17 protein-coding genes are annotated in these 23,006 nt (G+C 33.0%); all 17 read left to right on the top strand.

The genetic code is table 11. The features are described 5' to 3' along the window. Positions 1–258: 258 nt before the first annotated feature. Positions 259–1,230 carry a glyoxylate reductase gene (gene gyaR, locus M663_RS0114035; protein ID WP_029689390.1) on the top strand — a complete coding sequence of 324 codons (972 nt, stop codon included), beginning with the start codon at positions 259–261 and terminating at the stop codon, positions 1,228–1,230. 236 nt (positions 1,231–1,466) lie between these two features. Next, entirely contained in the window at positions 1,467–2,222 is a 756-nt protein-coding gene (locus tag M663_RS0114030) for a DeoR/GlpR family DNA-binding transcription regulator (RefSeq protein WP_029689389.1), read from the top strand. 126 nt (positions 2,223–2,348) lie between these two features. Next, positions 2,349–3,356: a D-isomer specific 2-hydroxyacid dehydrogenase family protein gene (locus tag M663_RS0114025; RefSeq protein ID WP_029689388.1), complete on the top strand. Its 1,008-nt coding sequence runs from the start codon at positions 2,349–2,351 to the stop codon at positions 3,354–3,356. After that, entirely contained in the window at positions 3,344–4,825 is a 1,482-nt protein-coding gene (locus M663_RS0114020; protein ID WP_029689387.1) for a gluconokinase, read from the top strand. The genes M663_RS0114025 and M663_RS0114020 overlap by 13 nt, the downstream gene beginning before the upstream one ends. 18 nt (positions 4,826–4,843) lie before the next feature. Further along, entirely contained in the window at positions 4,844–6,253 is a 1,410-nt protein-coding gene (gene gndA, locus M663_RS0114015; protein ID WP_029689386.1) for an NADP-dependent phosphogluconate dehydrogenase, read from the top strand. 189 nt (positions 6,254–6,442) lie between these two features. Then, positions 6,443–8,062 (top strand): mannitol dehydrogenase family protein, encoded by a 1,620-nt coding sequence (locus M663_RS0114010; protein ID WP_029689385.1) that lies wholly within the window; start codon positions 6,443–6,445, stop codon positions 8,060–8,062. 6 nt (positions 8,063–8,068) lie between these two features. Continuing rightward, positions 8,069–9,469 (top strand): glucuronate isomerase, encoded by a 1,401-nt coding sequence (gene uxaC, locus M663_RS0114005; protein ID WP_029689384.1) that lies wholly within the window; start codon positions 8,069–8,071, stop codon positions 9,467–9,469. 192 nt (positions 9,470–9,661) lie between these two features. Next, positions 9,662–10,975, top strand: coding sequence for a sugar ABC transporter substrate-binding protein (locus M663_RS0114000; protein ID WP_029689383.1), 1,314 nt, complete (start codon positions 9,662–9,664; stop codon positions 10,973–10,975). A 91-nt stretch (positions 10,976–11,066) separates the two neighbouring features. After that, complete coding sequence (locus tag M663_RS0113995; RefSeq protein ID WP_029689382.1) at positions 11,067–11,954, top strand: sugar ABC transporter permease; 888 nt, start codon at positions 11,067–11,069, stop codon at positions 11,952–11,954. After that, positions 11,951–12,778, top strand: a complete 828-nt coding sequence (locus M663_RS0113990; protein WP_029689381.1) for a carbohydrate ABC transporter permease — start codon at positions 11,951–11,953, stop codon at positions 12,776–12,778. Before M663_RS0113995 ends, M663_RS0113990 begins: the two co-directional genes overlap by 4 nt. Before the next feature lie 21 nt (positions 12,779–12,799). Next, positions 12,800–14,872 carry an aminotransferase gene (locus M663_RS0113985; RefSeq protein ID WP_029689380.1) on the top strand — a complete coding sequence of 691 codons (2,073 nt, stop codon included), beginning with the start codon at positions 12,800–12,802 and terminating at the stop codon, positions 14,870–14,872. Continuing rightward, positions 14,869–17,280: a glycoside hydrolase family 31 protein gene (locus tag M663_RS0113980; protein ID WP_273702760.1), complete on the top strand. Its 2,412-nt coding sequence runs from the start codon at positions 14,869–14,871 to the stop codon at positions 17,278–17,280. The genes M663_RS0113985 and M663_RS0113980 overlap by 4 nt, the downstream gene beginning before the upstream one ends. Positions 17,281–17,316: 36 nt before the next feature. Beyond that, positions 17,317–18,102 carry a PIG-L deacetylase family protein gene (locus M663_RS0113975; protein WP_029689378.1) on the top strand — a complete coding sequence of 262 codons (786 nt, stop codon included), beginning with the start codon at positions 17,317–17,319 and terminating at the stop codon, positions 18,100–18,102. Between the two features lie 498 nt (positions 18,103–18,600). Next, on the top strand, positions 18,601–20,178 hold the full coding sequence (gene galT, locus M663_RS0113970) for a UDP-glucose--hexose-1-phosphate uridylyltransferase (RefSeq protein ID WP_029689377.1): 1,578 nt from the start codon (positions 18,601–18,603) through the stop codon (positions 20,176–20,178). Next, positions 20,175–21,338: a galactokinase gene (locus M663_RS0113965; protein WP_029689376.1), complete on the top strand. Its 1,164-nt coding sequence runs from the start codon at positions 20,175–20,177 to the stop codon at positions 21,336–21,338. Before galT ends, M663_RS0113965 begins: the two co-directional genes overlap by 4 nt. A gap of 13 nt (positions 21,339–21,351) precedes the next feature. Further along, positions 21,352–22,341, top strand: coding sequence for a UDP-glucose 4-epimerase GalE (gene galE / locus M663_RS0113960; protein ID WP_029689375.1), 990 nt, complete (start codon positions 21,352–21,354; stop codon positions 22,339–22,341). Positions 22,342–22,355: 14 nt separating this feature from the next. Then, positions 22,356–23,006: ROK family protein (locus tag M663_RS0113955; RefSeq protein WP_029689374.1), on the top strand; the 651-nt coding region annotated here is incomplete at its 3' end.

Raw genomic sequence — 23,006 nt, 5'->3', positions numbered from 1 at the left:
ATCTCCTTTGAATATTTTTTAACTTTGTCAACAAACTGAGCTCAGCCACAGCAGTTGAGCTCTTGCTTTTATTTATATAAAGTTAAAATTTATGGTATAATCAAAAGTAAGGGCAATTGAGGTGGAATAAAATGGTCATATCAAAAGTGGTTGAAATACTTGTAGTGATTTGGTGTTTGTTACAAACTTGGTTTCGTTTTTGACAATACCAATATTTTTGGTATTGATTAACATATTTTAATTGGAGGAGTGATACAAATGTTTAAAGTCTTTGTGACAAGAGCTATTCCTGAAGAAGGAGTTAATCTTTTGAGAGAGTATTGCGAGGTAGAAGTAAGCCCTTACGACAGAATGCTTACAAAAGAAGAGTTACTTGAAAAAGTACAGGGCAAAAATGCTGTAATCACACAGCTTACAGACAAAGTAGACAAAGAGTTTTTTGAAGCTGCAAAAGATGTGAAAATTGTTGCAAATTATGCTGTAGGATTTGACAATATAGATTTAGAAGAAGCTACAATAAGAGGAGTTTACATAACAAATACTCCTGATGTTTTGACAAATGCAACTGCGGAACTGGCTTGGGCTCTTCTTTTTGCAACTGCAAGAAGAGTGGTAGAATCTGATAAATTTATGAGATCAGGAAAATTCCAAGGTTGGGCGCCAATGCTTTTCTTAGGAAAAGGCGTAACAGGCAAGACATTAGGAATAATAGGTGCAGGTCGCATAGGACAAGCTTTTGCTAAAATGGCAAAAGGCTTCGACATGAAGATTTTGTACACTGCACGAAGTCCTAAAAAAGAGTTTGAAGAAGAGACAGGAGCTCAATATGTAGACTTGGATACTTTGCTAAAAGAATCTGATTTTGTTTCCATACATGTGCCATTAACTCCTGAAACAAGACATTTGATTGGAGAAAAAGAATTAAAATTGATGAAAAAGTCTGCTATATTGATAAATACAGGGAGAGGTCCTGTTGTAGACGAAAAAGCCCTTGTAAAAGCGTTAAAAAACAAGGACATATATGCAGCAGGCTTAGATGTATACGAAAGAGAGCCCATGTTTGAAGAAGAACTCGCACAGCTTGACAATGTCGTAATGCTTCCTCATATAGGAAGTGCAACAGAAGAAGCGCGAAGAGACATGTCAATACTTGTGGCTCAAAACATAATTGATGTAATAGAAGGAAGAGTGCCTCGCACTTTAGTAAATAAAGATATATTGAATAAATAATAATTTAAAGGAATCCTTTTATGGATTCCTTTTTTCCAATTCCATAAATTCCATAAAAACCAAGAAAAAATTTTTAAAACCAAGAAGGATTTTTTGGATTTATGTAGAATTAATATAATAAAAGCAATAGAATCCACAAATAAAATGTGTATTTTAAATTATATCCAGTAAAGTTGTTGACTTATTTATTTTATGGTAAAAATAAGAATGACTAATAAGTGTAGGAGAGGATGTAAATGCTTGTTTCAACTAGAAGAGATAAAATTAAAGAAATCATTTTAAAGAAAAAAGCTGTTAAAGTATCCGAACTCTGTGAGATGTTTAATGTTTCTGATGAGACAATAAGAAGAGACTTGGAAGAGTTGGAAAGACAGGGGCTAGTAGAAAGAAACTATGGAGGAGCAGTATTGAAAGAAAATATCATTATACCTCCCCTTGTTAAAAGATTTAAAGAGCATATAGAAGAAAAACAAAAAATAGCAGCAAGGGCTGTGTCAGAAATACAAGAAGGCCATGTCATATTTTTAGATGCCGGTTCTACCACATATCACATAGCCCGTGCCATCAGAAATTTCAAAGGCATAACGGTAGTAACAAATGCCTTAAACATTGCTACAGAATTAGCCAACAATCCTGACATCAATCTTTTTATTACTGGCGGCAAATTAAAGCATGATAATCATTCAATGGTAGGGTTTGAAACCTTAAATTGTATAGGTAAGTACAACATCGATATATTATTTTTAGGGACAGGTGGAATTTCATTAGAAAAAGGGCTTACCACCTCTGATATTTTTGAAGCGGAAGCGAAAAAAGCCATGATAAAGTCCGCCAGCAGAGTAATTGTTGTAGCTGACAGCAGCAAATTTGGGAAAGTTGCAATGGTGTCCTTTTGCACTTTTGAAAATGTTGAGAAGATAATAACCTCGGGAGATCAAAACAAGGAGATAATAGAGGAATTGAAAGATTATGTAAAGATTGAAGTCGTGTGAAAATAGAAAAGAGAGTAGTAAACTGAATTTTAAATAAATACGAACACGAGCACTATGATTTGGTTGCAAAAAACATTGAAAATCACTTGAAAGAAATATTTAACATATAAAGAAAGGAAGATAAAAATGAGTGTAAAAATTGCGATTGTCAACTCCAGCAGTTTTGGCAAACATTTTCCTGACCATATTGAGAGGTTAAAAGCATTGGGGGAAGTGGAAAGATTTGAACTTCCTCATGACATGAGGGGAAAGGCTTTAGCAGAAAAATTAATGAGCTATTCTGTGATTATTGCTAGTGTAAAACCTTATTACGACAGAGAATTTTTTGAATACAAAGACAAGACTCTTTTAATAACTCGCCATGGCATAGGATATGATGCTATAGACATAAAAAGCGCTACAGAAAAAGGTACTCTTGTCACAAAAGTTGCTGGAATTGTAGAGAGAGAAGCAGTGGCAGAAAATGCAATTGCCCTTCTTTTAGATGTAATGAGGAGAGTAAGAGAAGCATCTTTAAGGGTAAAAGATGGCAAATGGCAGGAAAGAGCGAGTTTTATGGGGTATGAGATAAAAGATAAAGTTGCAGGAATAATCGGTATTGGGAATATTGGGAGTAGAGTTGCAGAAATATTAAAATATGGATTTGGTGCACAAGTAATAGCCTATGACCCTAATCTTTCAGAAGAGGAGATACAAAAAAGAGGAGCACAGCCTGTTTTTTTAGAAGAACTTTTACAAACTTCTGACATTATTTCATTAAATGCTTCACTCAATGAAAAAAATTATCACATGCTGTCTCATAAAGAGTTTTCTATGATGAAGAAAAATGTTTTTATTGTTAACACTGCAAGAGGAGAACTTATAGATACAGAAGCTTTGATAAAAGCACTCAAAGAGGGAAAAGTTGCAGGAGCAGGATTGGACGTAGTAGAAGGTGAACCCATTGATGAGAATCATCCCCTTTTAGCCTTTGACAATGTTATAATCACACCCCACACATCTGCTTACACTTACGAATGCTTAAGAGGTATGGGGGACAAGGTTGTTTCAGATGTAGAAAAGGTCTTAAGAGGAGAAATTCCTGATGGCGTTATAAATAAAGAAGTTTTGGAGGGGGAGTCATGGAAAATTTAATTCTTTCTGTTGACATAGGTACTACAAATTTAAAAGCAGGTGTAGTGGACGAAAAAGGAAATATTTTAAGTTTATATAGAAAAGAAACGCCTATAGAAAGAGACAATGAAGGAAAGGCGGAGCATAATCCAGAAGTCCTTTTTGGTGCTTTTGTAGAAGCAGTTAAAGAGGTGGCAAAAGGATTTGAAGATAAAATTTCTTTAATTGTGCCTTCTTCCTACATGTTTGGGCTAATACCTGTGGACGAAAATTTAAATCCCCTGATGGGTATGATGACTCTTTTGGACTTAAGGGCGAAAGAAACTTATGAAGAATTTTTAAAGACAATGGATGTAAAAGAAGTATACAAAAGAACTGGCTATACTCCTACTTTTCATGCTCCTTTATTTAAAATATACTGGCTTAAGAAAAAGAGAAATGAGATATTTAACAAAACTAGGTTTTTCTTAAGCTCCAAAGACTTTATTCTCTTAAAACTTTTAGGGGAACCTTTTACAGAGCCCAGCATATCTTCTGCAACTGGTTATATGAATGTAAATACATTAGATTGGGATGATTATGCCCTTAGTATATTAGGGATAGATAAAAACAGACTTCCCACAATAGTGTCTTCTGACAAAATTTTAGCTGATTTGCCTCTTGAGACAAAAAGGCTTTTGGGGCTTTCTGGAGATGTAAAAGTGCTTACAGGGGTTTACGATGGAGGAGCTGTGGGCATAGGAATTGGAACTTTTGAAGAAGAAGTTGGCGCAATAAACATAGGGACTACTGGAATGTTTAGAGTAGCTTATCCTGAAGCTATATTTGATAAAGAAGAGTCTATGAGGCTTCAAACTTATTACCTTTCTTCAGGGAAATGGTTTATTGGTGCTGCTATAAACAATGCAGGAATTGTTTTAAAATGGTTGAGAGATAATGTATTTAATATGTCTTATGATGAATTGACAGCGGAAGCTTCAAAAGGAGACTCATCAAATCTCTTTTTCATTCCCTATTTAACCGGAGAAAGAGACAAAGAAATAGGAAACATTGCTTCTGGAGTGTTTTTTGGATTGAAAAACACCCACAATAAAGGACACATGATAAGAGCCGGTATGGAAGGAGTTGCATTTTCCCTAAGGATGCTTTATGAGGCTTTAAAGGATAATAATATAAAAATAAAAGAAATTAGAGCGGGAGGAGGAGGTACAAAATCGCCCCTATGGATGGAGATTTTTGCTTCTACTTTAGGGTTGCCAATTAAGGTGTCTAATGTAGAAGAACCTGCTCTTGTAGGCTCTGCACTTTTAGGCTATTATGCAATGGGAAGGTACAAAACTTTGATTGAGGCCACAAGAGAAATGGTAAAAATAGAAAATACTTATGTGCCTTCCAAAGAAAAAATAGAGTATTACGAAAAGAAATTTCAATTTTTTAGAGTTTTAACTAAAAATCTCAAAGAACTTTTTGAACTTCACAGCAAATTATAAAAACAGGAGGTAAAGTAAATGAATGAAATAGGTTTAATCGGCTTAGCAGTAATGGGACAAAATTTGGCTTTAAACATTGCTAGAAAGGGCTATAGCGTATCTGTATTTAATAGAACATCTGAAAAAACACAAGAATTCATGCAAAACAAAGTAAAAGATGAACAAATTAAGCCTTATTATGACATCAAATCTTTTGTAGAGTCTTTAAAGAGGCCTAGAAAAATTGTTCTCATGGTTAAAGCAGGAAAACCCGTAGATGATGTAATAGAGGAGCTTTTGCCTTATCTTGACAAGGGAGACCTAATCATTGATGGAGGAAATTCTTATTTTAAAGATACTTCAAGGAGAATTAAAGAACTAGAAGAAAAAGGCATACTCTATTTGGGAATGGGAGTATCAGGAGGAGAGGCAGGAGCATTGCACGGTCCTTCATTAATGCCAGGAGGAACGTATGAAGCTTATGAGATGGTTAAAGATGTGCTTTTAAAAATCGCTGCTCAAACAGAGTCTGGTCCTTGCTGTACATATGTAGGGAATGATTCAGCAGGACATTTTGTTAAAATGGTCCACAATGGAATAGAATATGCCATAATGCAGGCAATAGCTGAGGTTTATGATGTACTTAGAAAGGTTTTAAAACTTTCTCCCGAAGAGATAGGAGAGATATTTGAAAAATGGAATAATGGGGAGTTAAACTCCTTCTTAATGGAGATTTCTTATAAAATAATGAAGTACAAAGACAAAGAAACAGGAAAATACCTCGTTGACCTCATATTAGACGAAGCAGAGCAAAAAGGTACAGGCAAATGGACTTCTCAAACTTCTTTGGATTTAGGAATACCAACTCCATCACTAAACCTTGCAGTAGAGGCAAGGAGTTTGTCATTCTTTAAAGAAGATAGAGTAAAACTTTCAGGGAAAGTTAAAAAAACATATCCTGATGTAAAATTGGATAAAGAAAAAGTGATAAAAGACTTAGAAAATGCCCTTTTGTTTAGCGTATTTACTTCCTTTTCGCAGGGATTGTGGCTTATATCTGAAGCGTCAAAAGCTTTTGAGTACAATATTGACCTTTCAGAAGTATTGCGCATATGGAAGGGCGGCTGTATTATAAGGGCAAAGATTTTAGACTTTTTGAGAGAAATATTAAATGAAAACAAAGAGAATGTGAACTTGTTGGATAGCGATAAAGCCATTTCATTCCTCATGGATAAGTTGGATTCAATAAGATATGTGACTAACTTAGCAAAAGAATTTTACATCCCAACTCTAGTACTTAATTCTTCACTTGACTATTTCTTAAGCATGGTTGAAGGTAACCTACCTGCAAACCTGATACAGGCGCAAAGAGATTTCTTTGGAGCCCACACCTATAGAAGAATAGATAAAGAAGGAATTTTCCATACAGAGTGGGAGCCAATCGATTAAATGTTGAATTAATGGGAGTTTTCTGTTCTCCCATTTTCTTTCAATAAAAATTCAATAAAAAAATTTAAAAATCAAGAAGGATTTTTTGGATTCGTGTAGAATATATATAATAAACACAAGATAATCCACAAAATATGTGAATAAATTGTTGTGATGTTACAAGACAATTCACAGAAAGGAAGAAAGGATATGCTTTTAACTAGGGAGAGTATAAGAGACATTGATAAATGGCGTCAAGCAGGTATAAAACTTCCAAACTATGATGTAGAAAAAGTAGCAGAGAAGACTAAAGAAAATCCTATATGGTTACATTTTGGAGCAGGGAACATTTTTAGAGGCTTCATTTCACTCCTTCAGCAAAATCTTTTAGACAAAGGATTATCAAAAACTGGAATAATTGCTGTAGAATCATATGATTACGAAATAATTGAAAAAATATATGTTCCATATGACAATCTAAGTATGTTAGTAGTTATGAATTTAGATGGCACTCTTGAGATAGAAGTTATAGGTAGTATAAGTGACAAAATAATAGCCGATCTATCTCACAGTGATTGGGAAAGATTAAAGGACGTATTCTCTAATCCGTATTTACAAATAGCAAGTTTCACAATAACTGAAAAGGCCTATAATTTAAAAGATTTTTCAGGGGAATATATTAAAGAGGTAAAGGAAGACATAGAAAATGGACCAGAGAGACCCAAAAACATTATTTCAAAAATCACTTCACTGGTTTATGAAAGGTATTTAAACGGTCAACATCCCATTGCGCTTTTGAGTTTAGATAATTTCTCTGGAAATGGAGAGAGACTTTTCAATTCAATAAAAACCATAGCAGAAGAATGGCAAAGAAAAGGTTTTGTTGAAACAGGATTTTTGGATTATCTAACTGATTCTACGAAAGTATCCTTTCCATTGAGTATGATAGATAAAATAGTGCCGAGGCCCTCTGAAGAGGTGAAGAAAAAATTAGAAGACCTCGGCTTAGAGAGAATGGATATAATCAAGACAAGCAAAAATACTATAATTGCACCTTTTGTCAATGCAGAAAAAATACACTACTTAGTAATAGAAGACAAATTCCCTAACGGTAGGCCTCCATTAGAAGAAGCAGGAGTGATTTTTACAGATAAAGAAACAGTAGAAAAAGTAGAAAGAATGAAAGTAACAACTTGTTTAAATCCACTGCATACTACATTAGCGATTTTTGGTTGTTTGTTAAATTATAACACAATAGCTGATGAAATGAAAGATCCCTGTTTGAAAAAACTAGTTGAAAAAATAGGATACGATGAAGGACTTCCAGTTGTAGTTCATCCTGGCGTGTTAGATCCAAAAGAATTCTTAAGAGAAGTAATTGAAGTAAGATTTCCTAATCCATATATGCCAGATACTCCACAAAGGATTGCAACAGATACATCACAAAAAATGGCAATAAGATTTGGAGAGACGATAAAGTCTTACAAACAAAGAGATGACTTAAATGTGACAGATTTAAAATACATTCCACTTGTCATAGCAGGATGGCTAAGATACTTGATGGGGCTGGATGATGAAGGCAAACCAATGACATTAAGTCCGGATCCATTGTTTGAAGATTTAAAATCACATGTTTCAAATATAAAGTTAGGAGATGTAGATTCTATCCAAGACAATTTAAAACCTATTCTTTCGAATGAAAACATTTTTGGAGTAAATCTTTATGAAGTGGGGCTAGGAGGGAAAATAGAAAATTACTTTAAAGAATTAATTACTGGTCCTGGAGCAGTAAAGAATGCATTACAAAAGTATCTTGAATGTGAGGAATGAGTGATTATGAAAAACTTTATGGATGAAAACTTTTTACTCACAAATGAAACAGCAGTGAAATTGTATCATCAATACGCAAAAGATATGCCAATTTACGATTTCCATTGTCATTTAAGTCCAAAAGAAATATACGAAAATAAAAGATTTAAAAACATCACTGAAATATGGTTATATGGTGACCACTACAAATGGAGACTTATGAGAGCTAATGGAATAGATGAAAAATATATTACAGGAAATGCTGATGATTACGATAAATTTATGGCATATGCCAAAACTATTCCCATGGCAATAGGGAATCCAGTTTACCATTGGACTCATCTAGAATTACAAAGATATTTTGGAATATATGACCTTTTAAATGAAAAAACAGCAAAATCTATTTGGGAAAGAGCGAATGAAGTTATAAATCATGATGACTTTAGCGTAAGGAACATAATAAAAAAGTCAAATGTTAAAGTCGTAATAACAACAGATGACCCGACAGACTCATTAGAATACCATATTAAGCTAAAAGAACAAAATGAATTTGCTGTAAAAGTTTTACCTGCATTTCGTCCAGACAAAAGCTTAGGAATTGAAAAAGAAGATTTTATTCCATGGCTAAAAAAATTAGAAGAAGTCACGGGAAAAGAAATAAATAATTACGAGGACTTTTTACAAGCACTTGAAAAGAGGATAGAATTTTTCCACACAGTAGGATGCAGAATCTCAGACCATGCTTTAGATTACGTATTTTATCAAAAAGTATCAAAACAAAAAGTAGAGAAAATATTCAAAAAAGCATTAATGAGACAACATTTAACGAAAGAAGAAATAGATAGTTTCAAGACCTACACCTTAATATTTTTAGGCAAAAAATATGCTGAATTAAAATGGGTGATGCAGTTGCACATTGGAGCAATGAGAAACAACAATACAAAAATGTTTAAAGTACTTGGACCAGACACAGGGTATGACTCAATAAGCGATTTTACAATTGCATATCCTTTAGCAAGACTATTAGATTCACTTGATGTAGAAGATGCTTTGCCTAAAACTATTTTATACACCTTAAATCCAGCAGCTAATCATGTAATAGCTACAATGATTGGCAATTTCCAAAGTGGAGGAATAATAGGAAAAATGCAATTTGGCACTGCATGGTGGTTTAATGACAACAAGGATGGCATGATAGAGCAGATGAAAGCACTTGCAAACACAGGTTTATTAAGCCGGTTTGTGGGAATGGTGACAGACTCAAGAAGCTTTTTATCCTACGCAAGGCACGAATATTTCAGACGAATTCTTTGCAATTTGCTTGGTGAATGGGTAGAAAATGGAGAGGTACCAAATGATATAGAGCTATTAGGAAAAATAGTTCAAGATATTTCGTTTAATAACGCGAAAGAGTATATAGGGATTTAATAGGGGTAGGGATATTTACTCCAGAATAGATGTAAACGATAGTAAAAATTATGTCATTTAAATTATATAATTTGAAAAATGATGAATTAATGATTATGAGGGAGGTGAAAAAAGAAAAATAAGAGCAAAGGATAAAATGTTATTCTATGATATTCAAATTCTATAAAAAGTAAAAAGGAGGAAAATAAGGAAATGCTAAAATCCAGAAAAGTGTTGTATATTATTTTATCAGTTTTACTAATTTTTACATTAATTATGGGAGGATGTTCTTCGACAAAATCTGGTTCAAATAGTTCTTCTTCCAATGCTCCATCAGAAACTGCAAAGAAAGTCAAGTTAGATTTTGTATGGTTTACTGACGGTGTAGAAGGGAAAGTAATGAAAGAAATTATAGCTGATTACCAGAAAGAACATCCCAATGTCGAAATTAACTTAATTGAAGTGCCATATGATGATTTAGAAGCAAAGCTAAAAACAATGATTACTGGGGGGAAACCACCAGCATTAGCACGTGTAACGAATCCGGGAGCATTTGCCTCAGCTGCTTTAGAATTGACACCTTATCTGGGTGATAAAGATACATTTATGAGTCAATTTTTGGATGGATTAAAATATTACTGCATAGTCGATAATAGACTTATAGCAGCTCCAATGGAAGTCACTGCTAATGGATTGATATATAACAAAACGTTATTTGATAAAGCAGGAGTAAAAGTACCTCAATCTCCTGATGAAGTTTGGACATGGGATGAATTTGCAGCTGCTATTAAAAAAGTTATGAAAGATGGTGGAGCAAAATATGGTGTAGTATGGGATTTTACACCACATAGATGGACAACGTTGTTGTACGAATTTGGCGGAAGTATTTTCAATCAAGATGCTACAGATACAAATATTAATAAACCTGAAGCCATAGAAGCACTTAATTACTTTAAGAAATTAGTAGATGAAGATGTAGTTGCAAAAGCAGTTTGGTTAGGTGGTGAAAATCCTAATAATCTATTCAGGTCAGGCACTGCAGCAGCTCACTTGTCTGGTAGTTGGATGATAGCTAATTACAGAGATACAATCAAAAATTTTGAATGGGGAGTCACATATTTACCCAAGGCAAAAATTCGTTCTTCAGTTTTAGGCGCAAAATTCGTTATGGCCTTTAAAAATTCTGGAGTTGAAAAAGAAGCAGGTGAGTTTATAAAATATCTCGCTTCTAAAGAGATAGATGATAAATATGTTAGAGAATCATTGTTCCTGAGTCCAAGAAAGAATCCAGATGTAACATATGATTTTGGTACCGAAATGTTTAAAGTTTTTAGTAATGAATTAGCTGTTTCACCACCAGCAGCATCTTATGATTGGTCAAGGCAGGATATCATTCCTAAATTTACAAGTGATTTAAAAGCAGCTGTAGTAGAAGTACTCCAAGGCAAGAAAACTGCTAAAGAAGCGTTAGATCATGTGGCGGAGCTAGCGAGAGAAGCAATAAAAGAAGCACAGCAAAATAAGTAATACAACAAAATAAGCGGGTAGTGGGAATAATTCAATTTTCATTGCCCGCTTATTTTCACTAAAATATATATCAAAACAAGAGGTGCTGATTATGGGAAAAAGTTATAGATTATATAAAATAGAAAGAAAAATAATTCCATATTTATTTCTTACTCCTAATTTGCTTATTTTTGGCATTTTTGTAATAATTCCTGCATTATATGGAGTGATTTATTCTTTTACGAATTTTGACGGATTATCAAAAATGGATTTTATAGGTTTAAAGAACTATATAAATATTTTGCATGACCATCTTTTTTGGCAATCATTTCTAAGAACCACAATATATGCCATAGTTGTTGTTCCGTTAATATACATTGGTGCTCTAGGAACAGCATTATTGTTAACACAAAAAATTGCTTTTAGAGGAATATTTAGGGCTATAATTTACTGGCCTACAATGGTGTCTTTTATTGTAGTTGGTCTTATTTGGAAATGGATATTTGGCGATAGTTTTGGAGTATTAAATTATCTAATCGAATTAATGGGATATAAACCAATTCCTTGGCTATCGAATGGTTTCAATGCTAACATGACGGTAGTAATTGCGAGCTTATGGTCTAGAATAGGGTTTTATATGGTTATTTTTATTGCAGCTTTAGAAAGTATACCTGCTACTTATTATGAAGCAGCTGAGATAGATGGGGCATCGAGTGTGCAAAGATTTTTTAAAATTACACTACCTTTATTAAAACCTACAAGTTTATTAATAATTATATTATCTTTAATAGATGCTTTTAAAGCTTTTCCTTTGATTTTAGCTTTAACAGGTGGTGGGCCGGGTAGAGATACGACTTATGTTGTACAACATATATATGAGTTTGCTTTTACAAAGACGAAGATGGGATATGCTAGTGCAATGTCTATAATATTGTTCTTTGTTATAGCAATATTAACGTGGTTGCAGTTTAAAGCCGCTCGAGGAGGAGAAATATCATGAAATACAGAAAAAATTTAAAAAAATTATTAGTATACTTACTTTTGATAATAATAAGTGGGTTATTTCTAATTCCCGTTTTATGGATAGTATTGTCATCTTTAAAAACTCCTACAGATTTATATAAATGGCCACCATCATTATTTCCAAAGGAAATAACGTTTGTTAATTTTGAAACAGCTTTTAAAAAAGGAAATTTCGGCGTTTATTTTTATAACACTACGGTTGTAACAATTTTATCTACAATTATTACATTAATAATTAATACAATGGCAGGCTATGCTTTAGCAAAGTATAAATTTTATGGAAGTAATCTAATTTTGATAGGATTTTTATCTACATTAATGATACCTTTGGAGATAATTATGATACCAATTTTTATAGTAATAAGAACTTTGGGATTATATAATAGTCTGTGGGGAATTATAATTCCACCTGCAGCTACTCCAACGGGTGTATTTTTAATTAGACAATATTTATTAGGAGTTCCAGATGAATTATTAGAAGCAGCTAGAATTGATGGGGCTTCTGAATGGAGATTGTTTTGGAATATAATAGTTCCAATAGCAAAACCAGTAATATCGGTATTGGCTATTTTCTCTTTCATGTGGAGATGGAATGATTTTTTGTGGCCATTAATAGTGATTAGTGATCCGCAAAAATACACGATTCAACTTGCAATTTCCAATTTTATAGGAGAATTTAACGTTGATTGGCCGAGTTTAATTGCTATGTCAGTAATTTCTATGATACCAGTTCTTATAGTATTTTTAATTTTCCAGAAACAATTAGTAAAAGGTATTGTGACCAGTGGATTAAAAGAATAGATTTAGAAGGTGATTTAACTTATGAATACATGTAAAGAAGGGAAAATTATAAGCGAAAAATTATGGTTTGAGCCGGTAAATTACGATATTTCGAACAGAAAAATTACTGCGCAATTTAATGGAAATGGAAATATCAATTATTATAGTATAGTAGGGTTATGGGATATTTTTGTACCTAATAGTTGGTATAATGGTTGGGCGATTGATGGAGAAAGATTACCTATTACCCATAAAAAAAATGTACTATCTGTCGGCAATTATCAAGAAATTATTTATGAAATATATAAAGATATAGAAGTTACTGTTAAAGAATTTTGTGGAATTGATAATGAAATCTATATAATATACCATATAAAAAATAAAGGTAAGATTCCTGCTATTTTTAATCTCCATTTTGGTGCAGAAATAGATTTAGTATCATTTTATAAATTTTCTTTTTTACAAGATAAGAAATTTTTTAATAAGATAAAGATTTTACTAAAAAATATCAATTTCGCAGGGAAAAACAAATTACCTATAACAATGAAGCAAGAAGATGAGTTATTTACTATTGAGTATGCTAATGGTTTTAACTTGATGTTAGGGAGTTCTTACCTTCCACGAAATGTTCGAAGAGAGGATATAAAATTTGGGTTAGTATATCAATTGGAGATTGAAAAACAAAGTAATGTTTCTATTCCTTTTGTAATAGATTTTGGGGAAAAATTAAAAAAAGATGAATGGTGCTTAAAATTGAAAAATTGGGAAAAAGCTTTGCAAGAAACCGAAGAATACGTTAATTGGTTAGTGTCTCGTTTTAAAAGTGAGAATGATTATTTGAATAGTTTATATACTTCTTGCATAAATACTTCTTTATCGACTTATAAAGAATCAAAAAATATTATAAGGGGGTTTATTGCTGGAGTTAATTATCAAAATCCTCCACGAACTTATTATAGGGATGGATATTGGACAATTCAATCTATTCTACCTTATAAACCTAAATTGGTAAAAGAAGAAATATTGTCTTTGGCTTATGGGATTGATAATTTAGGGAAAGCACCAAGTGCAGTCATACTTTTGGATGGAACTGCATTCTGGGAAAATCATGCAGATTCTCCTTTATATTTTGTCATGATGATATATGATTATTTAGCGTGGACAAATGATAATGATTTTCTATATAGGAAAGTAAAAAATGAGCCAATTATAGCTTTAATCGAACGAATTATAAGTAATTATGATATAGATTTAGAGACTTTGGATTTGAAAACTTATAATAGAAATGACTGGGTTGATAATATTTATAGAAGGGAATTTGTCGCTTATGATTTACTTTTGTATATTAAAGCGGTTATGAATTACGCAGAAATTCTTGAATATATAGGTCAGAACGATAAAGCAATGGTATGGTATAACAAAGCGGAGTTGTTAAAAGAAAGGTTAATTGGCGTTATTGAAAAGTATGGATTTATTAATTACAAAAATCAAGAAATGAGCGAAAAAAATTTTTCTATAGAATGGAATCTAGCAGTTATTTTTGATTTATTATCTGAGGAATACCAATATCAAATAATATCTAAGAGTGAACAATTATTAGAAACTAAAAACAATAAGGAGCAACCTTTTGGTGATTGGGGTATTATGGTTTGTTATCCTTTATATACTAATATTGTAGACCTAGTAGAAAAAAGTATAGATCCGTTTCGATATCATAACGGCAGTGATTGGCCTTATTGGGATGGAATATATGCTTGGGGTAAGTTAAAATTGGGTAAGGGTAATTGGGAATATCCACTCTTAAAATGGTTTAAGTATTCTCTTGAGCAGGATTGGCTGACTCCGGTTGAATATTATAGTCCTGTATTTCCCAAAGGTTCTAATTTGCAAGGTTGGAGTTCTACTTCTGCTGCTGCTATTTTACAAGGAGGATTGGGGATGAGCCCCTCCTTAACAAAGAAGATTAAGCTGAAAGTACCGCCTTGGGGTGATTGTGAATTTAGGGGAATACAGTATAGAGGTAAAATAATGGATATAATTGTAGAAAATAATGCTATAAAAATTTATTGTAATGGAAAAGAATGTAGCAATGATTTTAAGGAGGTTTTATTGTGATTATATTAAACAACAGATTTAATTTAGTTAAAGAAGAAAATAGTACTTTTTTCTTTAAACTTGTTGATGAGGAAGTATATATTTATGTTTTTGTATTAGAAGAAAATATAATGCGAATATTGATTCAAGAAAAAGAACTAAATATAAAGAACACTTGGTGGATTGCTCCTGGAATGAATGATATACCATTGTCAGGAAGAAATAAATTTGATTTATCACCTTTTTCTTTACCTAAATATAATTGGGAAATAGAAGAAGAAGAATTTTTGGTTTATACTTCTCGCTTAATGCTTAAAGTAAACCTCAATGGTTTTTATTGCAAATGGTTTATCAAAAAAGATAACAAATGGTGCTTGGTAGCATCTGATAGAAAAACACAAAATTATAATTTTTTAGAATCATTAGGGGAAGGTCTCTATCATTATTTAGAGATAATAGGAAATGAATCTTATTATGGGTTAGGAGAGAAAAGCGGAGAAATTGATAGAAAGGGAAAACGCTTTAGAATGTTAAATATAGATGCTTTAGGATATGATGCAGAAAAAACAGACCCTTTATATAAACATATACCATTTTATATCACTCGAAATCATGATTATGGTATTAGTTTTGGCATATTTTATGACGTTATGTCAGCATCTGTGTTTGACTTTGGGCTAGAACGAGACGGTTATCATGGCTGTCAATATCGCTATTTTGCAGCAGAATCAGGAGATTTAGATTATTATTTTATTGCGGGACCTTCTATACAAGAAGTAGTTACTTCAGTTACTTGGTTAACAGGTAAACCATTATTTCCTCCCAAATGGAGTATAGGATATTCAGGTTCTTCTATGTCCTACACAGAATCACAAGATGCTGAAAGTAAATTATTAGAATTCATAGATAAATGCAAAAAAAATGATATTATTTGTAATTCTTTTCATCTTTCATCAGGTTATACTACTAAAAATGGCAAAAGATATGTTTTTAACTGGGATAAAAGTAAAATTCCTTCTCCTCAAAAATTAATAGAGTATTATCATAAAAAAGGTGTGCGAATAGTGGCTAATATTAAACCATTTTTACTGTTAGGACATCCCAGCTATAAAGAACTAAAAGATAAAAGTATGTTTGTAATACATAGAGAAGGAGAAAAGCCTGAATTAACGCAGTTATGGGATGATATTGGTTCTTATTTAGATTTTACAAATATTAATACTTATAAGTGGTGGAAAGAAAAAATAAAAAATACATTGTTAGATTATGGAATTGATGGAACTTGGAATGATAATAATGAATTTGAAGTGTGGGATTCTAAAGCTATAGTAAATGGATTTGGAGAGCAGGTTGAATTTGGAAAGATAAGAGCTTTGATGCCACTTTTAATGATAAAAGCATCTTTTGAGGCCCAAAAAGAATATGACGCTTCAAAAAGGTGTTTTTTGGTTTCGCGTTCAGGGTGTCCTGGAATGCAGCGCTACTGCCAAACATGGAGTGGTGATAACTATACTGAATGGAAGACACTTAAGTACAATCACTATATGGGTATAGGGTTAACTTTGTCCGGGGTATACAATTTTGGACATGATGTGGGAGGCTTTTTTGGACCAGCTCCTACTCCCGAACTATTTTTGAGATGGATTCAATATGGCATATTTTTACCTAGATTTACTATACATTCTTGGAATACCGATGGAACTGTCAATGAACCATGGATGTATCCAGAAATTATAGATGAAGTTAGAAAACTTATTAATTTTAGAGAAAAGTTGGTGCCTTATTTTTATCAATTGTTTTATGAAGCACATGAATTTTACAAACCAATAATTAGGCCTGTATTTTATGAATTTGAATATGATGAAAAAACTTTTTTATTAAATATTGATGACTTGATGTTAGGGCCTAACATTTTGGTTTGTCCTGTATATGAAGAAAATACACATGAGAGAGAAGTTTATTTACCACTCTACAATGATGGCTGGATGGAATTTAGGACGCAAAAGATGTATGAAGGAGGACAAGTAGTGTTAGTTGAGACGCCTTTGTCTTTTCCTACCTTTTTTATTCGTGGTGGTTCAGTTATTCCATTTAATGATGGTAAATTGGAATTTGGAAAAGAGAACATAGAAGAAAGAGCATTTTGGATAGTTCCACACAGAGAGGAGGGAATAACATCTGTAAGCTTTTTTGAAGATGATGGAATAAGCGAAGAATATTTAAATGGAGAGTATGCATTTGTTGATGTGGAACTGATATCTTCTACAAAAGAAATAGTCATTAAAATCGATATAAGAGGTAAATATATTTTAAAATATAAAACTATCAAATTTTATTTACCTCGATATGAAAAACGAAAGGCAAGTGTTTATTATAAAAATGTACAAGTTTATTCCGGTGACGAAAAACAAATAGTATTTAGCTTGTAAAATTCATGTATACCACATATAGGAGGGATATAAAAGATGAATATGAGAGCTTTTCTTAATTTGCCACATATCCTTGAAGTAAAATCCATTTTGTGTGTTCAACCACATCCGGATGATAATGAAATTGGAGCAGGTGGACTTTTATCGATTTTGAATGATAAAGGGGCAAAGATAGTTTTTGCTACTGTTACTGATGGCAGAAGAGGATTATCTGGTAGAGATATTTCTCATGAAGAAATTATAAAAATCCGTCATAAAGAAAAAGAAGAAGCTGGACGCATACTTGGTGTTTCGAAATATATCGATTTATTATTTGAAGACGGAGGAGATTATTCTATAAGTGAGCTAACAGAAAATCTAGTGAAAATTTTTAGGTCAATACGTCCAGAATTAGTTTTAACTGTAGATCCATGGACACCCTACGAAGCTCATCCTGACCATCAAAAAACAGGAAAAGCAGTAGCGGCAGCGATGTTAGCTGCTAGGAATTTGTCATTACCTCATTTAGGAGAATCGGTAACAATTGAACAGATAGCGTTTTATTCTACCCCTTATCCTAATACTTATATAGATATTACAAATTATTGGGAAAGGAAAATAGAGGCTATAAGAGCGCATAAGAGTCAATTCGAAAATCATAACTGGCCTCTAATATATCAACTTTTTTATGAACAATCAAAGAAATGGTATAAAGAAGGCATAGAAAAAGGCTATTTTGAAGCAAAGGATAAAAATATAGAAGTTCAAGAAAGATTGGCAGAAACGTATAAAGTATTGTCTATATGGGAGTTACATATGTTTCCTGATGCGGTTTTCAGTTAGAAAAGATAGAAGTTTACGTGCATAATTAAAATAATGTCTAAATTAAGTATGGAAAGTGTTGAAAAATAGGCAGTTAATCGAAATAGTAAAAATCTATATTTAAAAATGGATTTTATTTTCAAATAAAAGTGCAGAGAAGCTGTTTTCTGCACTTTTAAAATATATTTTTCAAATTAATTTTTAAGTCATCGAATATCACTGATTTTAATACCTCATCTTTTGAAAAATTAATTGGTTCATCATATACGCTATCTACCACCTTTATAAAAATATCTAAAAAACTTTTTATAAACTAGAAGGAATTTTTAAATATATGTCGAATATAAATAAAAAGAGGTTAATTAAAATAATAAACAAACTCTATTAAATGATTTTCATTGCATGTGAATGTCATGTTTTAATAGATCTGCTGTTTTAACAAAGTCATTGTATACTGTGGATTTCTTTTTTATTACAGACTTAATTAAAAAATATAACAAAGTCAGCGGAGGATATATTATGGATTCCAGAGAGGTAGCATTACACATCGAGCGGCTTATAAAGTTTGCACTTAAAAAAGGCTTGATAGAGGAATTAGATGTGATTCCAAGCCGCAATGCACTTATGGATTTATTTAAAATAGAAAAACCTTATGAAGGTGAGGTTTCTGAGGAGGAATTAGAAAGCCCTTCTCCTATTTTAAACAAATTATTGGACTATGCGGTGGAGATAGGCCTTATTGAGGATACTGTTACCTATAGAGATTTAATGGATGCAAGAATTATGGGGCTTTTAATGCCAAGAGAATCAGAAGTTGTAAAAAAGTTTAATACCATTGCCTCTGAAAAGGGGATTGAAAAAGCCACAGAGTATTTTTACAAATTATCTCAAGTCTCCAATTACATCAGGATGGATAGAACTTCGCAAAATTTATATTGGCGTACTCCCACAGAATACGGTTCTTTAGAAATCACTATAAATCTTTCTAAGCCAGAAAAAGATCCAAAAGAAATTGAGGCGGCAAAGAAAATTCCTCAGTCAGGATATCCAAAGTGCCTTTTGTGCATTGAAAATGTAGGTTTTGCGGGAAATTTAAATCATCCAGCAAAGCAAAACTTAAGAATAATCCCAGTAAAAGTTGCGGGAGAGCAATGGTATTTCCAGTATTCACCTTATGTATATTACAATGAACACTGCATTTTACTTCATGAATCCCATATTCCAATGAAAATATCAGAAAAAACTTTTGTGAGGCTTTTTGACTTTATTGAGCAATTTCCTCATTATTTTATGGGCTCTAATGCGGATTTGCCAATTGTGGGAGGCTCAATTTTATCCCATGAACATTTTCAAGGGGGAAGGCACGTTTTTCCAATGGAAGAGGCTCCTGTAGATGAATACTTTATACATCCTCAATATCCTAACATTAAAGCAGGAATAGTCAAATGGCCTATGTCTGCCATTCGCCTTTCAAGTAAAGACAGGGATAAACTAATAGAGCTTTCTTCACATATATTGAATACCTGGAAGGACTATAGTGATGAATCCTGTGACATATTGGCATACACTAAAAAGAATGGGGAACTCATCCCTCACAATACGATTACACCAATTGCGAGGATTAATAAAGAGGGGGAATTTGAAATTGACCTTGTCCTTAGGAATAACAGGACAACAGATGAATACCCCTATGGAATTTTCCATCCTCATGAGGAACTTCACCATATAAAAAAAGAAAACATTGGACTTATAGAAGTTATGGGATTAGCAGTTTTGCCAGGAAGGCTGAAATTTGAGCTGGAGGAAATTATTAAATTTTTAATAGGGGAAGAAAAATTTAGCCCAGACTTGTATGGTGAAAGCAGTCCTCTATACAAACATATTCCATGGATTGAAGAATTGGTTTTAAAATATGGAACTAACTGCACTAGGGAAGAAGCCGAAAATTATATAAAACAGGAGGTTGGAAATAAATTTTTGAAGGTTCTTTTAGATGCAGGAGTGTTTAAAAGAGATGAAAAAGGGAAAAAAGCCTTTGAAAAATTTATAAAAACAGTAGGCTTTGAAAAAATAGATATGAAAGGAGACCTTAAATGAAAACGGCTGTAATTGAAGCACTTGAAAAATTCTACGGTAAAAATGATGCTGAAATAAGGCTTTTCTATTCTCCGGGACGAGTAAATCTAATAGGAGAGCATACAGATTACAATGGAGGCTATGTATTTCCTTGTGCCCTTGACTTTGGAACATATGCTGCGATTAGAAAAAGAAATGACAAAAAAGTCTTCATGGCTTCTTTAAATTTCGATTTAAAGGTGGAAGTAGACCTTGATGCACTCAATTTTGATAAAAGCCATGATTGGGCCAACTACCCCAAAGGGGTTTTAAAAGTGTTACAGGATGAGGGGTATGACTTTTCTGGATTTGAAATTGTGTTTGAAGGCAACATTCCAAATGGCGCTGGACTTTCCTCATCTGCTTCAATAGAGCTGGTTACTGCTGTTGCAGTTAATGAAGTTTTCAATTTAAATATTGACAGAATAAAATTGGTGAAATTGTGTCAAAAAGCAGAAAATACTTTTGTTGGGGTAAATTGTGGCATAATGGACCAATTTGCTGTTGGAATGGGTAAAAAAGACCATGCAATTTTATTAAAAAGCGATACATTAGAGTATTCATACGTGCCTTTGAAGTTAGAAGGTTATAAAATTTTGATAACAAATACAAATAAAAGGAGAGGGCTCTTGGATTCGAAATATAATGAAAGAAGAAGTGAATGTGAAAAAGCCCTTTCATATCTTCAAAAAGCTTTGCCTGTAAAAAATCTATCTGAAATTACAATTGAACAATTTGAAGAATACCAAGATTTGATACCCTACGAAGTGCTTAGAAAAAGGGCAAAACATGTTATAACTGAAAATAAAAGAGTTTTAGATGCAGTAAAAGCACTTAATGATAAAGACTTAATCCGATTTGGAGAATTAATGATTGAATCTCACAATTCTTTGAGAGATGATTACGAAGTTACAGGGAAAGAACTGGACACTTTGGTAGAAGAAGCGTTAAAATTAAAGGGAGTAATAGGTTCCCGTATGACTGGAGCAGGCTTTGGTGGCTGCACTGTAAGCATTGTAAAAGAAGATGCAGTAGAGGAATTTATAGAAGTGGTTACTCACAATTACACTCAAAAAATAGGCTATAGGCCAACAGTCTATATAACGGGAATAGGTGAAGGAGCAGGAGAAATTAAATACTGAAGGAGGTAAAAATATGGCGGTTTTAGTATGCGGTGGTGCAGGTTATATTGGAAGCCACACAGTTGCAGCACTTTTAAGGAGAAATGAAGAAGTTGTCGTTGTAGATAACCTCGTCACAGGACATAAGGAATCTGTTTTGGGAGGAAAACTGTATATAGGCGATTTAAGGGATGAAGTTTTTTTAGACAAGGTATTTACAGAAAATGAAATTGAAGCGGTAATTGATTTTGCAGCTTTTTCACTTGTGGGAGAAAGTGTAGAGGAGCCATTTAAATATTATGAAAACAACGTATGCGTTACATTGAGCCTTTTAAAAGCGATGAAGAAACACAATGTCAACAAAATCGTGTTTTCTTCAACAGCTGCAACATATGGAGAACCAGAGAGAATTCCAATAGAAGAGGAAGATAGAACTAATCCCACAAGCCCTTATGGTGAGACAAAGCTTGCCGTTGAAAAGATGCTAAAATGGGCAGACAGTGCTTATGGAATCAAATACGTCGCTTTGCGATATTTTAACGTTGCAGGGGCTATTGAAACAGGCGAGATTGGAGAGGACCATTCGCCTGAGACGCACCTTATACCGATTATACTTCAGGTTGCACTTGGCAAAAGAGAAAAGATAATGATTTATGGTGATGATTATCCTACTAAAGATGGGACATGTATAAGAGATTATATTCACGTGATGGACTTAGCTGATGCACACCTTCTGGCGTTAGACAAATTGAGAAAAGACAATGAAAGTGCAGTTTATAACCTGGGAAATGGAGAAGGTTTTAGTGTAAAGGAAGTGATAGAAGTTGCAAGAAAAGTGACAGGGCATCCTATTCCAGCAGAAGTTGCTGGGCGCCGTCCGGGAGACCCTGCAGTACTTGTGGCATCTTCCAAAAAGGCAATAGAAGAGTTAGGTTGGGTGCCAAAACATCCATCTTTAGAAGAAATAATTGAAAGTGCTTGGATGTGGCACAAAAATCATCCAAATGGCTTTAAGAGAGTGTAAAGGAAGGGGTATAAATGGAAAACTTAATACCAGTCAGCTACAAATTGTTAAAAGGAATGAACGAATCAGTTATATTAAATATCATAAGAAAAATGGGACCCATTTCAAGAGCGGATATTGCTAAAGAGACAAATTTAACGCCACCGACTGTGACTAACATTGTAAACAAACTCATTGCTGAAAATATTGTAATGGAGTACAAAGTTGGCGAATCAAATGGTGGAAGACCTCCTGTACTTATCAAATTAAATCCTGATTTTATGAGTATTATTGTCATTCATATAAGTACTTACAACTTACATCAATATACTCTTGATGCAGAACTTAAAACAAAAAAGAAAGATAAGAATTCTATTAGAGGTTTAAAGCAAGAAGAAGTTTTAGAGTTGTTGACATCTGTTCTTGATAAAGCAATAAAAGAATCTCCACAGAATGTATCGGGGATAGGAATTGTAGTTAGAGGACCTGTAAAAATGAAAGAAGGTATATCTGTATTTGCTCCCAATATAGGGTGGAGAAATGTGCCTTTAAAATCAATTGTAGAAGAAAAATTTGGTGTATCTACCTATGTTATAAATGACGTGCGAGCTATGGCTTTAGGAGAATTTCATATGGGCAAAGCAAAAGATGTGGAAAATATGATATTTTTAAAGGTTGGCTATGGG

Origin of the sequence: Thermoanaerobacter sp. A7A (assembly GCF_000445185.1) — a bacterium.
Taxonomy (GTDB): domain Bacteria; phylum Bacillota; class Thermoanaerobacteria; order Thermoanaerobacterales; family Thermoanaerobacteraceae; genus Thermoanaerobacter.
The sequence above is the reverse complement of the archived record's forward strand: the minus strand, read 5'-3'. Positions and strand labels throughout refer to the sequence as shown.

Bases quoted from the DNA above. Each gene is read 5' to 3' on its own strand.
- gyaR (WP_029689390.1), top strand. From the start codon at position 259: ATGTTTAAAGTCTTTGTGACAAGAGCTATTCCTGAAGAAGGAGTTAAT.
- M663_RS0114030 (WP_029689389.1), top strand. From the start codon at position 1,467: ATGCTTGTTTCAACTAGAAGAGATAAAATTAAAGAAATCATTTTAAAG.
- M663_RS0114025 (WP_029689388.1), top strand. From the start codon at position 2,349: ATGAGTGTAAAAATTGCGATTGTCAACTCCAGCAGTTTTGGCAAACAT.
- M663_RS0114020 (WP_029689387.1), top strand. From the start codon at position 3,344: ATGGAAAATTTAATTCTTTCTGTTGACATAGGTACTACAAATTTAAAA.
- gndA (WP_029689386.1), top strand. From the start codon at position 4,844: ATGAATGAAATAGGTTTAATCGGCTTAGCAGTAATGGGACAAAATTTG.
- M663_RS0114010 (WP_029689385.1), top strand. From the start codon at position 6,443: ATGCTTTTAACTAGGGAGAGTATAAGAGACATTGATAAATGGCGTCAA.
- uxaC (WP_029689384.1), top strand. From the start codon at position 8,069: ATGAAAAACTTTATGGATGAAAACTTTTTACTCACAAATGAAACAGCA.
- M663_RS0114000 (WP_029689383.1), top strand. From the start codon at position 9,662: ATGCTAAAATCCAGAAAAGTGTTGTATATTATTTTATCAGTTTTACTA.
- M663_RS0113995 (WP_029689382.1), top strand. From the start codon at position 11,067: ATGGGAAAAAGTTATAGATTATATAAAATAGAAAGAAAAATAATTCCA.
- M663_RS0113990 (WP_029689381.1), top strand. From the start codon at position 11,951: ATGAAATACAGAAAAAATTTAAAAAAATTATTAGTATACTTACTTTTG.
- M663_RS0113985 (WP_029689380.1), top strand. From the start codon at position 12,800: ATGAATACATGTAAAGAAGGGAAAATTATAAGCGAAAAATTATGGTTT.
- M663_RS0113975 (WP_029689378.1), top strand. From the start codon at position 17,317: ATGAATATGAGAGCTTTTCTTAATTTGCCACATATCCTTGAAGTAAAA.
- galT (WP_029689377.1), top strand. From the start codon at position 18,601: ATGGATTCCAGAGAGGTAGCATTACACATCGAGCGGCTTATAAAGTTT.
- M663_RS0113965 (WP_029689376.1), top strand. From the start codon at position 20,175: ATGAAAACGGCTGTAATTGAAGCACTTGAAAAATTCTACGGTAAAAAT.
- galE (WP_029689375.1), top strand. From the start codon at position 21,352: ATGGCGGTTTTAGTATGCGGTGGTGCAGGTTATATTGGAAGCCACACA.